Source organism: Roseburia sp. OM04-10BH (genome assembly GCF_003462605.1).
Lineage (GTDB): Bacteria > Bacillota > Clostridia > Lachnospirales > Lachnospiraceae > Roseburia_C > Roseburia_C amylophila.
In genome coordinates this window covers 143,896-158,617 of sequence record NZ_QTZI01000003.1, presented here as the reverse complement: position 1 = coordinate 158,617, position 14,722 = coordinate 143,896, and the positions used below count along the sequence as shown (strand labels likewise).

Here is a 14,722-nt window from a genome sequence, read left to right as displayed (position 1 = left end):
ATTTCTCGCTACTCGCGAAAAAAATAAGACAGGCAGTTTTACACTGTCTGTCTTATTATCTACATGATATTCTTTTTTATACCGGCCAGCCCTTTAAATAATTGTAAAGGTTCTCATAACGGCACTTAGAACTCTTCCAGGAGAAGTCTTTTGCCATGCCACGGTCAATAATCTGGTTCCACTGTTTCTTCTTGTCAAAGAAAATGTGTTTGGAATAATTAATGACAGAAAGCATTTCCTCCCCATTGTAATTACTGAATGAGAATCCGTCTCCGGTATTCTCATATTCATTATATGGAACAACAGTATCTTTTAATCCGCCAGTCTCGCGGACGATTGGCACTGTTCCGTAGCGGAATGAAATAAGCTGTGTCAGTCCACATGGCTCAAACCGGGATGGCATTAAGAAGGCATCGGCAGATGCATATAACTTATGCGCCAGGTCATCGGAGTAACAGATATTTGCAGACACACGATCCGGATATTTCCATGCATAATAACGGAACATATTCTCATACTGACCTTCACCAGTTCCGATTACTACAAGCTGTGTAAAGTCATCTACGATACGGTCGATAACGAAGTTAATCAAATCTAAGCCCTTCTGGTCAGTCAGACGGGAAATCAGACCAATCATATATTTCTTCTTATCTACGGTCAGTCCTAAGTCTTCCTGCAATTTCAGCTTGTTATTGACTTTCTTCTTGCGGAATGACTCAGCATCATAGTTACAGTAAATCTTATTATCTGTTGCCGGGTTGTAAACCTGATAATCGATACCGTTTACAATTCCCTGCATATCATAATGACGGGCGGAAAGCAGACCATTTAAACCTTCCCCATAATATTCTGTCTGAATCTCATTGGCATAAGAATCACTGACTGTGGTAATGTAGTCTGCATAAACCAGACCACCCTTTAACATATTAGCATCTTTCTTATATTCCAGCTTATCCGGTGTAAAAAGTGATGCCGGAAGTCCGGTTAACCCCTGCATGGTCTTAATATCCCATACACCCTGGAATTTTAAGTTATGAATAGTCATAACAGATTTCATACCCCAGAAGAACATATCTCCCTGAAACTCGTTTTTCAGATATACCGGAATGAGACCTGTTTCCCAGTCATGACAATGGATAATATCCGGCTGGAAGCCGATAACAGGAAGCATAGATAATACTGCCTTATCAAAGAAACAGAATTTTTCGATATCCTGTCTGATATTTCCATAAGGTGAAAAACAGTCAAAATACTCTTTATTATCAATAAAGTAATATGTAATTCCATCTAATTCATATTTTAATACACCCACATATTTGTTTGGGATATAAGAACCTGTTCCCATGTAAAAATGTGTTACATATTCAAACTGGCTCCGGAAATGTTCCGGTATACAACTATAGTTTGGAATTACCACACGAATATCCCAATACTGAGGGTCAAATTCCTTTGGCAGTGCACCACACACGTCCGCAAGTCCTCCGGTTTTAATAAATGGTACACATTCTGATGCTGCAAATAGAATTTTCTTCATTTTGCTACCCCTTTCTGCTTAAACATTCTCCAATGCCTGTTCCAGGTCTGCTATGATGTCTTTTACATTTTCCGTTCCAACGGAAAGCCGGATTAAATCCGGTGCTACACCTGCTTCAATTAACTGCTCATCTGTCATCTGACGATGTGTATGGCTGGCAGGATGCAGGACACAGGTTCTGGAATCTGCTACATGTGTTACAATTGCAGCTAATTTCAGATGATCCATAAAGGATACGGATACTTCCCTACCACCCTTTAAGCCAAATGCAATAACACCACAGGTGCCATTTGGCATATATTTTTCTGCCAGTGCATGATATTTGTTATCCCTTAAGCCCGGATAATCTACCCATGCCACTTTATCATTTGCATTTAAATATTCTGCTACCTTCTGGGCATTTTCACAATGTCTTGGCACTCTTAAATGTAAAGTTTCCAGCCCGACATTCAGTAAGAAAGAATTCATTGGGGATGGAATGGAACCAAGGTCACGCATAAGCTGTGCTGTTGCTTTTTCGATATAAGCCAGCTTACCAAATTTCTGAGTGTATACAATTCCATGATAAGATTCATCCGGCTGTGTCAGTCCCGGATATTTATCCTTATATTTCTCCCAATCAAAATTACCACTGTCAACGATACATCCACCCACTGCCATGGCATGTCCGTCCATATACTTGGTAGTAGAATGAGTTACGATATCTGCTCCCCATTCAAAAGGTCTGCAGTTAATCGGTGTTGCAAATGTATTATCTACGATAAGTGGTACCCCATGTGCATGGGCAACATGTGCAAACTTCTCAATATCAAGTACTACAAGGGATGGATTAGATAAGGTCTCCGCAATCACCGCCTTGGTATTTGGTAAAAATGCCGCTGAAAGCTCTTCTTCCGATGCATCCGGATCCACAAAGGTACAGGAAATCCCCTGTTTCTTAAGTGTGGTTCCCAGCAGATTAAAGGTTCCACCATATAAGGAGCTGGATGCCACAATATGGTCTCCTGCTTCACAGATATTAAATACTGCAAAATAGTTGGCTGCCTGTCCGGATGAGGTCAGCATTGCTGCTATACCGCCCTCTAAATCTGCAATCTTTGCAGCTACTGCATCATTGGTCGGATTCTGAAGTCTCGTATAAAAATATCCGGCTTCCTCTAAATCAAATAACCGTCCCATCTGGTCACTGGTATCATACTTAAATGTAGTGCTCTGGTAAATCGGTAATACTCTCGGTTCCCCCTTGGTTGGTTTCCAGCCAGACTGAATACATTTTGTCTCAATCTGATAATTCTCTTCCATCTTTCCTTCTCCTTTATACCATATGTAATATATTATTAGAAAATACCTGCATCTATCTATCATTGTCTCTGATAAATGCAGGCATCAGTTTTATTCCTCCCAGTTGTGATATACTTCCTGTACATCATCATCTTCATCCAGAAGATCTAGGATTCTCTGGATATTGGTAATATCTTTCTCGTCTGTTAAAGAAACATAAGTCTGAGGAATCATGGTAACCTCAGCACTTGCCATTGGAATATTTTCTGCTTCCAAAGCTTCACGTACTGCACTGAAATCATCCGGTGCTGTAATTACTTCAAAGCTGTCTTCCTCTTCTGAGAAATCCTCTGCTCCGGCATCCAATGCCATCATCATCAAATCGTCTGCATCCATATCGCAGTCTTCCTTGGCAATGATAATCTGACCCTTCTGGTCAAAAAGGTAAGATACACAGCCCTGTGTTCCGATATTTCCCTGACCCTTTGTAAATGCATTTCTTACATTTGCAGCGGTACGGTTCTTGTTATCGGTTAATGCGTCTACAATAATTGCAGTTCCGCTTGGACCGTATCCTTCATAAGTAACCTGTACATAATTTACGGAATCACCGTCTCCGGCTGCTTTTTTAATACCACGCTCAATGGTATCGTTTGGCATATTATTCGCCTTTGCTTTTGCAATTACGTCTCTTAATTTACTGTTGTTAGCAGGGTCTGCTCCACCCTCTTTTACCGCAATTGCAATTTCACGTCCTATAATTGTAAATATTTTTCCTTTTGCCGCATCATTTTTCTCTTTCTTATGTTTGATATTGGCAAACTTGGAATGTCCTGACATAATAAATCCTCTTTTCTATCCGTATTTCGTGTATTATTCTACCATTTTTTCATCCTGCTGACAAGTCGCAGTGTCAGACTCGGCAGATTCTGACCTTTCCGGAACAACATGTACATATTTTATCATCTTATCTTCCACGGAAAGTACTTCGAAAATATAGCCTTTGTATTTTACTTCAAAGACTTCGTGCTCCGATGGAATTTTATCAATAAGCGAAATCAGAAGGCCATTTAAGGTGTCATAATCCTCATCTTCAAAATCAAGATTCAGTGCTTCCCCTACTTCCTCTAACGGTGTCATTCCATTCATTACAAATGTTCCGTCCGGTTTCTTCTCTATATAGGTATCTTCCTCATCATGTTCATCTAAAATATTTCCGACGATTTCCTCTAAGATATCCTCCATGGTGACCAGTCCGGCTGTCTGACCATATTCATCCACAACAATTACCATATGCTCTTTTGCCGACTGCATCTCCTGAAACAATGCATTGATGTTGCGTGTCTCCGGTATAAAATCCACCGGACGGATTAACCCGTCAATTTCCTTAATCGGCTTCTTTAAAAGCTCCGGTTGTCTGCTGTAGGATAAGGTCTCTTTGATATGTAATACTCCGATAATATTGTCTATGGTATCAGAGTATACCGGCATTCTCGAATAATGGCTGTCTATCACCAGAGTGATTACATCTTCAAAAATGTCATTTCCATCCAGTGCAGAAATATTTTTACGGTGTGTCATAATATCACCGGCTTCTTTATCACCAAATTCAAAGATATTATGTATCATCTCCGCTTCATTTTCCCGAAGGACTCCCTGCTCATGGCCTTCATTTACCATGGAAATAATTTCTTCCTCTGTTACATCCTCGGAATCTTTGAATGGAAGTTTATGAAAAATTTTTTTAAAAAATCCTGTATTCGGACTCCCTCCGTCATCCATTTTTGAATACTCTCCTTTTTATACATATTTCTGAAAAATATAACATTTTAGGCAAAAATAGTCAAGTTATGTATATAATTCCAGACTAATCTTCAGTGCTTTGTCGATTTTCGACAGAATTTTTCCATCCAGATGACACACCTTATCTTTTAATCGTGTCTTGTCAATGGTACGAAGCTGTTCCAATAAAATAACCGAATCTTTTACAATGTCATATTCATGACAGGACAGCTCCACATGGGTCGGCAGCTTCGCTTTATTCATCTGTGATGTGATTGCGGCACAGATAACCGTAGGACTGTGCCGGTTTCCTACATCATTCTGTATAATCAGAACCGGTCTGATTCCGCCCTGTTCCGAGCCTACTACCGGTCTTAAATCCGCATAATAGATATCTCCTCGTCTGATAATCATAATATACACTCCATAGAATAGGTTTTACTGAAAGTATTACCAATTTTATCGAGTGTATACTGTTCTAATCCTGAAAATAATCTTTATGTTCTACTTCTTTGTTGTTTTCGAAATAGATTCTTGGAATACGTTTGCCAAGACAGCAGACAAATTCATAATTGAATCTGCCGGATAAATCCCCGATTTCTTCCGCTGTAATGATTTCATCGCCGTCTCTGCCAAGAAGTGTTACCTCTGTTCCAACAACAACATCCGGCACATCAGTAACATCCACCATAAACTGATCCATGCAGACTCTGCCAAGAATCGGTACTCTTTTTCCCTGAATCAGTACAGAACCTTTGTTAGATAAAGTTCTCGGATAACCATCTCCATAACCGACCGGAATCGTTGCCACCTTCGTCTCTCTGGTTGTGGTATAGGTTCCACCATAGCTGATTTCCCTTCCAGCCGGCAGTGTCTTTACATAAGAAACATGACTCTTTAATTCCATTAACGGGTGCATTGACAGTCTGTCTTTTTGCACTTCATCCGATGGCCAGAGACCGTATAATGTAATTCCCGCTCTTACAATGTCCATATTTGCTTCCGGCAAATCAATAATTCCTGCACTGTTTGAACAGTGTGCATGATGGAAAATAACGCCTTCTTCTTTGCACATTGCAATCATTTTCTGAAACAGTTCAAGCTGCTTATGGGCACCCGTTTTGTCCTTTTCATCTGCCCTTGCAAAGTGGGTAAAAATCCCCTCCATTATTATATGTGGCAGCTTACTGATTTGCGCTACCTCTCCTGCATTTTCTTTTTCCACCTGATAACCAATCCGGCTCATTCCAGTATCCACTGCAATGTGAATTGCCACATCCTGATTTTTCTTTGTTGCAGCTTCAGAAAGTGCAACTGCCATATCATACGTAAATACGGCAGGCTCTAATTTCTGTTCTACAATAATCTCATATTCATCCGGGAATGCAAAACCAAGAATCAGAATCGGCTTCTTAATTCCATGATTTCTTAAAATTACGCCTTCTTCCACTGTGGCCACACAGAAGCCATGGAGATACGGAAGCGGCTCTAATACACGGGCAAGTTCCGTTGCACCATGTCCGTATCCATCTGTTTTAATTACCGCAAACATGCTGGTATCTTTCTTTAAAAGCCGGTGCATTGCCTCCATATTCTCAATGGCCGCATCCAGATTCACGCTGGCATATACCCTGCTATATCTTTTCATTTCATTCACCTCAAATTATTATTATGACAACACATCGGATAATCCGTTTATAATTTCACCTGCAGTCAGTCCATACTTTGAAACTGTTTTGCTCCGTTCATCTGCTGCTGCCGCATGTACATATACCCCAAGCGGTGCCGCCTGCTCTGCAGATAGGCCCTGCGCCATCAGACTTCCAATAATTCCGCTCAGTACATCACCACTTCCCGCAGTAGCCATTCCGTTGTTACCGTTCCGGTTAATAAATGTTTTCCCATAAGGAATTGCCGTTACCGTTCTGCTGTCTTTCAAAACACAGATTACATTATATTCCCTTGCGAAATCTTCCGCAACCTGCTCAATATTTTCTTTGATATAGGAAACGGCAAGCTGTTTTAACCGGGACATTTCCCCCAGATGTGGCGTTAATACCAGTTCTGTATGCGGGCGAAGAAGCTGTTCGGTCTGCTCTGCTATGATATTTAATGCATCGGCATCTACTACCATTGGTACTGCCGCATTCTTAAGTACCGTCTTTACAATACTGTGTGCCACATCACTTTTGCCAATTCCAGGTCCTAAAATAATAACATCTGCCCAGGACAGACATTCTATCAGCTGCTGTGTATCAGCCTTTTTTGCAGAATAGGTAGTAAGAATTGCCTCCGGCACTGCTGTCTGTAAGATAATACGGTTTTCTTCCGGTGTATATATTCTCACCAGACCACAGCCACTGCGATAAGCTGCCTTTGCTGCAAGAACCGCCGCACCTGCCATATTCACGCTTCCGGCAACCAGAAGGACTTTTCCAAAGGTTCCCTTGTTCGAATCAGCAGCACGATTATTTAAAGAATTTAAATCTTCCTTTGTGATTGCATAAGCTGCAGGTCTTTTATCTAACCAGCTTTCTTCTCCGATTCCGATATCCTTAACCGTAATATTTCCGCAGTATTCTGCACCAGGAAATAATACCATTCCGGTCTTGCAGTAAGCAAAGGTTACGGTATCATCTGCTTTGAATGCACCACCTAATACAGCTCCATTATCTGCCGAGACACCGGATGGTATATCCACCGCCAGCCGGTGGGCACTGCTCTGGTTTAGCCGTTCCATCAAGTGCACCAGTTCATCATCTAATTTTCGTGATAATCCTATACCAAATAACGCATCAATAATCAGGCTGTAGGAATTTGCATCCTCCATTTCATCAATAAATGGTACACCATATGATGCCAGGATTTCATACTGTTCTTTTGCCTGCTTTGAAAAATGTGTTTTATTTCCATAGAGATATACTTCAACCGGAATGTGGGATAAGTATAACAATCTTGCAATTGCCATACCATCGCCGCCGTTATTTCCGGTTCCACACACTACCAGCACGCGGTTACATGAAATTTCTTTTTCCTGTATTACTTCTATCGCAGAAAGTGCTGCCCGCTCCATCAGAACCATGGATGGCACTTTAAAATGTTCGATTGTATTGGTATCACATGTTTTCATTTCCCGGGAATTTACAAGATATTCCATAAATTAATTCCTTTCGTCCGCATTTTCCACCGCTTTTTTTCCCTGCAGACGGTCTTCATCTTCCTGCCGCAGATCAAAAATATTTAAAATATCCACACCAAAAATATCATGCATATAAGAATAAATCTGCCGGTTGTTGATTTCACGGTTCTGTTTTTTGATGATATTTTTCTTAAGTTCTACCCTTACCTTATCAATCCAAGCCGTAATTTCATCTGCTTCTTTGCTGTTCTGTCTTAGTCTCTCATAGCAGTAACGCATGCTTTCTAACATAAGTTCCTGATTTGCACTGTTTATATTTCGTGGAAGTTCAATTAATTCATCCTCAATTTCTTCCATTTTGACATTGACTTCATCAATCAGTCTCTTGTCTTCATCTAATTTTCTGGAAGAAATATCCCCCTCATTTTCCTCATGAGTTCCTTCCATGTTGACAACAATGCTTTTCATCAACCGATTCTTTGTCTTTTTCAGTTCTTTCAAATCATTATTAAGCTTTCCCTGCTGTTCTAACAACTGATTTAACTTTTCTTCCAGCTGCTTGATTTCACTGGTTTTTCCGCTTAAAGCAAAAAGCCTGTGCCATTTCTGATCCAATACAAGTATTGGTACTTTTCTGCTTTCTAATGCTTCCAGAAATTCCTTGTCATCTTTCATGCAAAACACCTCTATTCCAGCGTTTCCTTTTTCCTTTTGTTCTTTGTCATGTTATAGGATAACTGCATCAGGCTGTCTGATAAATGTACATTTTCCACTACAACATTTTCATCCAACACTTCCAGATCTACATGGGCAAAATTCCAGATTGCATGTACACCAAGGCTTACCAGCTGGTTTGCCACAGCATCTGCCTTTTCTTTCGGCATAGTCAGTGTAGCAATATCTACCTTATGTGTCTTTACAAATTCTTCCAGTTTATCAATCATTTCGATTTTATTGCCACGAATGGATTTTCCGCATAACTCCGGATTCACGTCAAACAATCCTACTATGACGAAGCCGAGTTTTTCAAACTTCACATAATTGGCAAGTGCCTGTCCTAAGTTACCAGCTCCAATAATAATAATATTATGCTGTTCATTTAATCCCATAATCTTTCCGATTTCTTCATACAGAAATTGTACATTGTAACCATATCCCTGCTGTCCAAAACCACCAAAATTATTTAAATCCTGTCTGATCTGCGATGCGGTCACTTTCATTCTTGCACTCAGTTCATTCGATGAAATACGTTCTACCCCTTCATCTAAAAGTTCCCCCAGATATCGGTAATATCTTGGCATTCTACGAATTACTGCCTGTGATATTTCTTTGCTCATTCTGCCAGTTCCTCCTGCTCTCAATACCCTACAATAATTATAGTTTCTTGCCGAAAGGATGTCAATGTGTTACAACTTTAACAATCTTTCTGTAAACTTAATTCTTCCCATTTTGCATAGAGTTCTTCCAGCGCTGCCTCTTCCTGCATCTGCTCCTCATGGATTTTGTTTAATTCATAGGAATTTGATGCTACCTCCGGCTTTGACAGTTCATCATTTAATGCTTCTATCTTTGCCTCTCTCTTAGCAATTTCATCTTCTGTACGCTTTAATTCGTTTTCCAGCTTACGTTTTGCTGCCTGCTGTTTCTTCATTTCTTCCCAGCTTAACTTCTGTTTTCCTCCGCCGGATATCTGCTCTGTTCCATTATTTTCTCCAGTTCCATCGGAAACAATGACATTTCCTTTTGCCCCTGAATTGTCTGCACGATCCTGTGTAGCTGTGCCAAACGCCGCTAACTCCTGAACTTCCTTTTTCTCCAGATAATAATCGTAATTTCCAATATAATTTAGAATTGTTTCATTCTTTAAATCAAGAATTCTGCTGGCAGTTTTATTAATAAAATAACGGTCATGGGATACATAAAGCACCGTTCCGGTATAGGAATTGATGGCTGACTCTAAAATTTCCTTTGACATAATATCAAGGTGGTTGGTCGGCTCGTCTAAAATTAAGAAGTTCGCATTGGATAACATCAGTTTTGCCAGTGAAACACGGCCTCTTTCTCCACCACTGATATCACGAATCCGCTTAAACACATCATCATCCGTAAATAAAAATGCTGCTAACACATTTCGAATCTTCGTTGCCTTCAGATTCGGATAAGCATCTGCAATTTCATCAAATAACGTCTTATCCGGGTCTAAATTCTGATGCTCCTGATCGTAATATCCGATTTCCACATTGCTTCCAAGCTTTATCTCCCCGGCATCTGCGTCTACAATTCCATTGATTATCTTTAAAATGGTGGTTTTCCCGGTACCGTTATTTCCGATTAAAGCAACTTTTTCCCCTCGCTTAATCTGAAAATCAATGTTTGAAAACAGTTTATGCTCGTAAGATTTTGAAAGTCCTTTCACCGAAAGTACATCATTTCCACTGGTAATTTCCGGCTCCAATGTAATATGCATATCTGTTTTTTCATCGATTGGCTTCTCAATACGTTCTATTTTATCCAATGCCTTCTCACGGCTTTCTGCACGCTTAATGGACTTTTCCCGGTTAAAGGATTTTAACTTGGATATTACTTCTTCCTGGTGCTTGATTTCCCGCTGCTGGTTATAATACTGTCGCAAAAGACTTTCCCGCTGTATTTCCTTCTGCCTCGCATATGCGGTATAATTTCCCGGAAATACCGTTGCCGTATGGCGGGATATTTCCACTACCTTCGTAACAATCCGGTCTAAGAAATAACGGTCATGGGCTACGATAATTACGGCTCCTTTATAATTCAAAAGATAGTTTTCAAGCCATGCAATCGATGCCATATCAAGGTGGTTGGTCGGCTCGTCGAGCATGATAATATCAGGCTTTGTCACCAGAAGTCTGCCTAATGCCACTCTGGTCTTCTGTCCTCCGGATAACTCTGACATTTTCTTTCCGAAATCATTTTCCGAAAAACCAAGTCCCTTTAACACACCGTTTATCTCACTGCGAAAAGTCAGTCCGCCCTCTAACTCAAAGGCATGGCTGAAACGGTTATACTGCTCCATATATTTCTCTAATTCATCTGCGCTTACATGCTGCATGTCTTCTTCCATTTTACGAAGCTTTTCTTCTTTTTCGATTAATGCATCGCAGGCATGAAGCACTTCATTATAAATGGTCTCGTTGCTGTCTTTATCCTGATACTGGGCAAGATAACCGATGGTTTTTCCTTTTGCAACGGTTACCTCGCCACTGTCCGGTGCCAGCTCTCCCACTATAATTTTCAATAACGTAGATTTGCCGGCACCATTGATGCCGACAATTGCTGTTTTCTCATTATCTTCTACATGAAAAGAAACATTCTGTATTATGGTGTCTGTCCCAAAGGATTTACTGATATTCTGACAGGCTAAAATCATGGAAGTCTCCTCACTTTTTCTCTTCGCCCCATAAGTAAAGCATTCTTTACAAGGGGCTTTTTATAGCTGAAAATTCCGGGACGGCACACTATTCTGCCCTCCCGGAGTATAAAATTTATAACATTTTCTCTAATGTAGCACGGATTGCCTTGATAAAGTCTTCACTGTTTAATACAGTCGGATTTTCAATTGTAGTAATCAGTGCAAGGTCTTTGGTCATCTTTCCGGATTCAATCGTATCTACACAGGCTTTTTCCAGTTTATCGGCAAATGTGCTTAACTCCTGGTTGCCATCTAATTCACCTCTCTTACGGAGTGCTCCGGTCCATGCAAAAATAGTTGCTACGGAGTTGGTAGATGTTTCTTCTCCCTTGAGGTATTTATAATAGTGACGCTGAACTGTTCCGTGTGCAGCTTCATATTCATAATATCCTGCCGGTGATACCAGTACGGAAGTCATCATGGCAAGGGAACCAAATGCAGATGATACCATATCACTCATAACATCTCCATCATAGTTCTTACATGCCCAGATAAAGCCGCCCTCTGCTTTCATCACACGGGCTACCGCATCATCGATTAAGGTATAGAAGTAGGTAATTCCTGCTTCTTCGAATTTTTCTTTATATTCTGTATCAAAGATTTCCTGGAAAATATCTTTGAAAGTATGGTCATATTTTTTGGAAATGGTATCCTTGGTTGCAAACCATAAATCCTGTCTGGTAGAAAGTGCATAGCTAAAGCAGCTTCTTGCAAAGCTTTCGATAGAATCATTTAAGTTATGCTGTCCCTGGACAACACCTGCTCCGGTAAAGTTATGAATCAGCTCTCTTGTTTCCGTTCCGTCCTCTGCTGTATAAACCAGTTCACATTTTCCCGGTCCCGGAATCTTCATTTCAGAAGCCTTGTATACATCACCGTAAGCATGTCTTGCAATGGTAATCGGTTTCTTCCAGTTCTTAACACATGGCTCAATTCCCTTTACAACGATTGGTGCACGGAATACCGTTCCATCTAACATTGCACGGATAGTTCCATTCGGACTCTTCCACATTTCCTTTAAGTTGTACTCCGTCATACGTGCTGCATTTGGTGTAATGGTAGCACATTTTACTGCAACACCGTATTTCTTTGTTGCATTTGCAGAATCTACAGTTACCTGGTCATCCGTTTCATTACGATGTTCAAGACCCAGGTCATAATATTCTGTGTTCAAATCAATAAATGGTAATAACAGTTCATCCTTAATCATTTTCCAAAGGATTCTTGTCATTTCGTCTCCGTCCATTTCAACCAAAGGGGTAGTCATTTTAATTTTGTCCATCTTTCTATCCTCCATTTACTATTTCAGCAGATTGTCCCAGCCATAATTATCCATATTTTCAATAGTATTTAACATATGACTTGTCGCAAGCAGTTCTGCTTCTTTTGCATTGTGCTGCTTCAATGCTTCTACAATCTTTTTATGTTCATCATTTGATTTTACCACACGATCCGGCATTGACAAAGTGATTTTTCGAACTCTTTCCACATAATGATGAAATGCAGACAATTCATGCTTTAACATTTTGCTTCCGGAAGCTTCATAAAGCACCTCATGAAACTTATTATCCAGCTCCAATATCTGTGCATAATTTTCCTTCTTGGCATGAAATTCCACCAGAAAAATGTTTTCTTCCAGTTCCGCTATCTGCTCCTTGGTAATTCTGTCTGCCGCCCACTTTGTGCAAAGTCCCTCCAGCCGTGCACGGATTTCATAGATATCTTTTACGTCTTCTTTCGTAATTCCCTCTACGAATGCTCCGCGGTTTGGAATGATTCTGACGAGTCCTTCCAGTTCAAGCTGCCTTAAGGCTTCTCTTACCGGCGTACGGCTGACACCCAGTTCATCACCCAGGGTTTTTTCTTTCAATTCTTCATCGCACTTGTATTTTCCGGATAAGATATTTTCACGAATCGTATGAAATACTCTTCCGCTTAAAGAATATCCTTCTTCACCCACGATAAAGCCTCCTTAATTTATAATACAATTCCGAGTTTTTTACAACAGTCAGTTATCTGTACTACAAGTTCGTTATCTGTAATTACAGTTACACGTCCCTCATCATACTGCTCGTCTACCCACTGTTTGATGGTCTTTACCAGCTCCGAATTCTTATCTACTTTACGGTCATCACTGAGACGGTAATAGGTATTAATCCAGTGTGCAATTCCAGCAAGTCCTGATGTATTGGAAACAGATACCAGTGCCGGACGATTTAAGAATTTTTCGGTATCAAAAATGTTATAAATTTCTTCATTTTTCAAAAGTCCGTCTGCATGGATACCTGCTCTTGTAACGTTAAAATTACTTCCGACAAATGGTGTACGGCTTGGAACCTTATAATTCAATTCCTTCTCATAATATTCTGCCAGTTCTGTGATAACTCTGGTATCCATTCCATCCAGGGTACCCTTTAACTGCGCATATTCAAATACCATTGCTTCCAGAGGTGTGTTACCGGTTCTCTCACCAATACCAAATAAGGAACAGTTTACGCCGGATGCACCGTAAAGCCATGCTGTGGTCGAGTTATTGACTGCTTTATAGAAATCGTTATGTCCATGCCATTCAATCAATTCAGAAGGAACTCCTGCATGTGTGGTAAGTCCGTAAATGATACCCGGTACACTTCGCGGAATTACTGCTCCCGGGAAGTTTACACCATATCCCATGGTATCGCAGGCACGAATCTTAATCGGAATATTGTATTCTTTCATTAACTTCATCAGCTCTAAGCAGAACGGAATTACAAATCCGTAAATATCAGAACGTGTAATATCCTCCAAATGACATCTTGGACTGATTCCAGTCTCTAAGCATTCACGAATCACACTTAAGTAAAGATTCATAACTTCGCTTCTGGTCATTTTCATTTTATAGAAAATATGATAATCGGAGCAGCTTACCAAAATACCGGTTTCACGCAGTCCCAAATCTTTTACCAGCTGGAAATCCTGTTTGCTGGCACGGATCCAGCTGGTGACTTCCGGGAATTTATAACCACGCTCTAAGCATTTATATACGGCATCACGATCCTTCTTGCTATATAAGAAGAACTCGCTCTGACGAATTTTACCCTTTGGTCCGCCTAATTTATGTAAGTAATCATAGATGGTTACAATCTGTTCTGTGGTATATGGTGCTCTTGACTGCTGACCATCACGGAATGTTGTATCAGTAATCCAGATATCCTCCGGCATATTATGCGGAACGATTCTGTCATTAAATGCAATTTTCGGAATTTCCTCATATGGAAAAAGATTGCGGAATACATTTGGTTCCTCAACATCTACAAGCTGATAAAAATGCTCTTCCAACTGTAATAGATTAGTTTTTTCATTCATAACGACTTCTCTCATGGAACACACTCCTTTTGATTCACAAATATTCTTGAATAATTGTATACAATTATACTTGTATGTGTCAAGAGCTTTTTCAAGATTATTCCAAAAAAGTGAATATTTATTAGTATTATCCTTTTTTTATCGGTAGATAATAGTATTGTAACCATTCGGTTATATACAAATGCTAAGGAGGAAA

The 14,722-nt window shown here is 40.1% G+C and carries 13 protein-coding genes; all 13 read right to left on the bottom strand.

Annotation, left to right across the window (positions count from 1 at the left end; all coding sequences use genetic code 11):
* Window positions 1-76 precede the first annotated feature (76 nt).
* Window positions 77-1,534 (bottom strand): glycogen synthase GlgA, encoded by a 1,458-nt coding sequence (gene glgA / locus DXB43_RS04630; protein WP_117946934.1) that lies wholly within the window; start codon window positions 1,532-1,534, stop codon window positions 77-79.
* Between the two features lie 18 nt (window positions 1,535-1,552).
* Window positions 1,553-2,836: an O-acetylhomoserine aminocarboxypropyltransferase/cysteine synthase family protein gene (locus DXB43_RS04625; RefSeq protein WP_022243779.1), complete on the bottom strand. Its 1,284-nt coding sequence runs from the start codon at window positions 2,834-2,836 to the stop codon at window positions 1,553-1,555.
* A gap of 90 nt (window positions 2,837-2,926) precedes the next feature.
* On the bottom strand, window positions 2,927-3,655 hold the full coding sequence (locus DXB43_RS04620; protein WP_022243778.1) for a YebC/PmpR family DNA-binding transcriptional regulator: 729 nt from the start codon (window positions 3,653-3,655) through the stop codon (window positions 2,927-2,929).
* A gap of 33 nt (window positions 3,656-3,688) precedes the next feature.
* Window positions 3,689-4,597 carry a hemolysin family protein gene (locus DXB43_RS04615; RefSeq protein ID WP_022243777.1) on the bottom strand — a complete coding sequence of 303 codons (909 nt, stop codon included), beginning with the start codon at window positions 4,595-4,597 and terminating at the stop codon, window positions 3,689-3,691.
* Window positions 4,598-4,663: 66 nt separating this feature from the next.
* Window positions 4,664-5,011 carry a type II toxin-antitoxin system PemK/MazF family toxin gene (locus DXB43_RS04610; protein ID WP_022243776.1) on the bottom strand — a complete coding sequence of 116 codons (348 nt, stop codon included), beginning with the start codon at window positions 5,009-5,011 and terminating at the stop codon, window positions 4,664-4,666.
* Between the two features lie 64 nt (window positions 5,012-5,075).
* A complete protein-coding gene (gene alr, locus DXB43_RS04605) occupies window positions 5,076-6,245 on the bottom strand; it encodes an alanine racemase (RefSeq protein ID WP_117946933.1) in 1,170 nt (389 codons plus the stop codon).
* A 21-nt stretch (window positions 6,246-6,266) separates the two neighbouring features.
* Window positions 6,267-7,754, bottom strand: a complete 1,488-nt coding sequence (locus DXB43_RS04600; RefSeq protein WP_117946932.1) for an NAD(P)H-hydrate dehydratase — start codon at window positions 7,752-7,754, stop codon at window positions 6,267-6,269.
* A gap of 3 nt (window positions 7,755-7,757) precedes the next feature.
* Complete coding sequence (locus DXB43_RS04595; protein WP_117946931.1) at window positions 7,758-8,411, bottom strand: hypothetical protein; 654 nt, start codon at window positions 8,409-8,411, stop codon at window positions 7,758-7,760.
* A gap of 11 nt (window positions 8,412-8,422) precedes the next feature.
* A complete protein-coding gene (locus tag DXB43_RS04590; protein ID WP_022243772.1) occupies window positions 8,423-9,073 on the bottom strand; it encodes a redox-sensing transcriptional repressor Rex in 651 nt (216 codons plus the stop codon).
* A 77-nt stretch (window positions 9,074-9,150) separates the two neighbouring features.
* A complete protein-coding gene (locus tag DXB43_RS04585) occupies window positions 9,151-11,139 on the bottom strand; it encodes an ABC-F family ATP-binding cassette domain-containing protein (RefSeq protein ID WP_117946930.1) in 1,989 nt (662 codons plus the stop codon).
* 115 nt (window positions 11,140-11,254) lie between these two features.
* Window positions 11,255-12,463, bottom strand: a complete 1,209-nt coding sequence (locus tag DXB43_RS04580; RefSeq protein WP_117946929.1) for an NADP-dependent isocitrate dehydrogenase — start codon at window positions 12,461-12,463, stop codon at window positions 11,255-11,257.
* A gap of 18 nt (window positions 12,464-12,481) precedes the next feature.
* Window positions 12,482-13,141 carry a GntR family transcriptional regulator gene (locus DXB43_RS04575; RefSeq protein ID WP_117698399.1) on the bottom strand — a complete coding sequence of 220 codons (660 nt, stop codon included), beginning with the start codon at window positions 13,139-13,141 and terminating at the stop codon, window positions 12,482-12,484.
* Between the two features lie 17 nt (window positions 13,142-13,158).
* A complete protein-coding gene (locus tag DXB43_RS04570) occupies window positions 13,159-14,541 on the bottom strand; it encodes an isopropylmalate/homocitrate/citramalate synthase (RefSeq protein ID WP_022243768.1) in 1,383 nt (460 codons plus the stop codon).
* Between the last annotated feature and the right edge of the window lie 181 nt (window positions 14,542-14,722).

Bases quoted from the DNA above. Each gene is read 5' to 3' on its own strand.
- DXB43_RS04570 (WP_022243768.1), bottom strand. From the start codon at position 14,541: ATGAGAGAAGTCGTTATGAATGAAAAAACTAATCTATTACAGTTGGAA.
- DXB43_RS04600 (WP_117946932.1), bottom strand. From the start codon at position 7,754: ATGGAATATCTTGTAAATTCCCGGGAAATGAAAACATGTGATACCAAT.
- glgA (WP_117946934.1), bottom strand. From the start codon at position 1,534: ATGAAGAAAATTCTATTTGCAGCATCAGAATGTGTACCATTTATTAAA.
- alr (WP_117946933.1), bottom strand. From the start codon at position 6,245: ATGAAAAGATATAGCAGGGTATATGCCAGCGTGAATCTGGATGCGGCC.
- DXB43_RS04610 (WP_022243776.1), bottom strand. From the start codon at position 5,011: ATGATTATCAGACGAGGAGATATCTATTATGCGGATTTAAGACCGGTA.
- DXB43_RS04625 (WP_022243779.1), bottom strand. From the start codon at position 2,836: ATGGAAGAGAATTATCAGATTGAGACAAAATGTATTCAGTCTGGCTGG.
- DXB43_RS04590 (WP_022243772.1), bottom strand. From the start codon at position 9,073: ATGAGCAAAGAAATATCACAGGCAGTAATTCGTAGAATGCCAAGATAT.
- DXB43_RS04615 (WP_022243777.1), bottom strand. From the start codon at position 4,597: ATGGATGACGGAGGGAGTCCGAATACAGGATTTTTTAAAAAAATTTTT.
- DXB43_RS04585 (WP_117946930.1), bottom strand. From the start codon at position 11,139: ATGATTTTAGCCTGTCAGAATATCAGTAAATCCTTTGGGACAGACACC.
- DXB43_RS04595 (WP_117946931.1), bottom strand. From the start codon at position 8,411: ATGAAAGATGACAAGGAATTTCTGGAAGCATTAGAAAGCAGAAAAGTA.
- DXB43_RS04580 (WP_117946929.1), bottom strand. From the start codon at position 12,463: ATGGACAAAATTAAAATGACTACCCCTTTGGTTGAAATGGACGGAGAC.
- DXB43_RS04620 (WP_022243778.1), bottom strand. From the start codon at position 3,655: ATGTCAGGACATTCCAAGTTTGCCAATATCAAACATAAGAAAGAGAAA.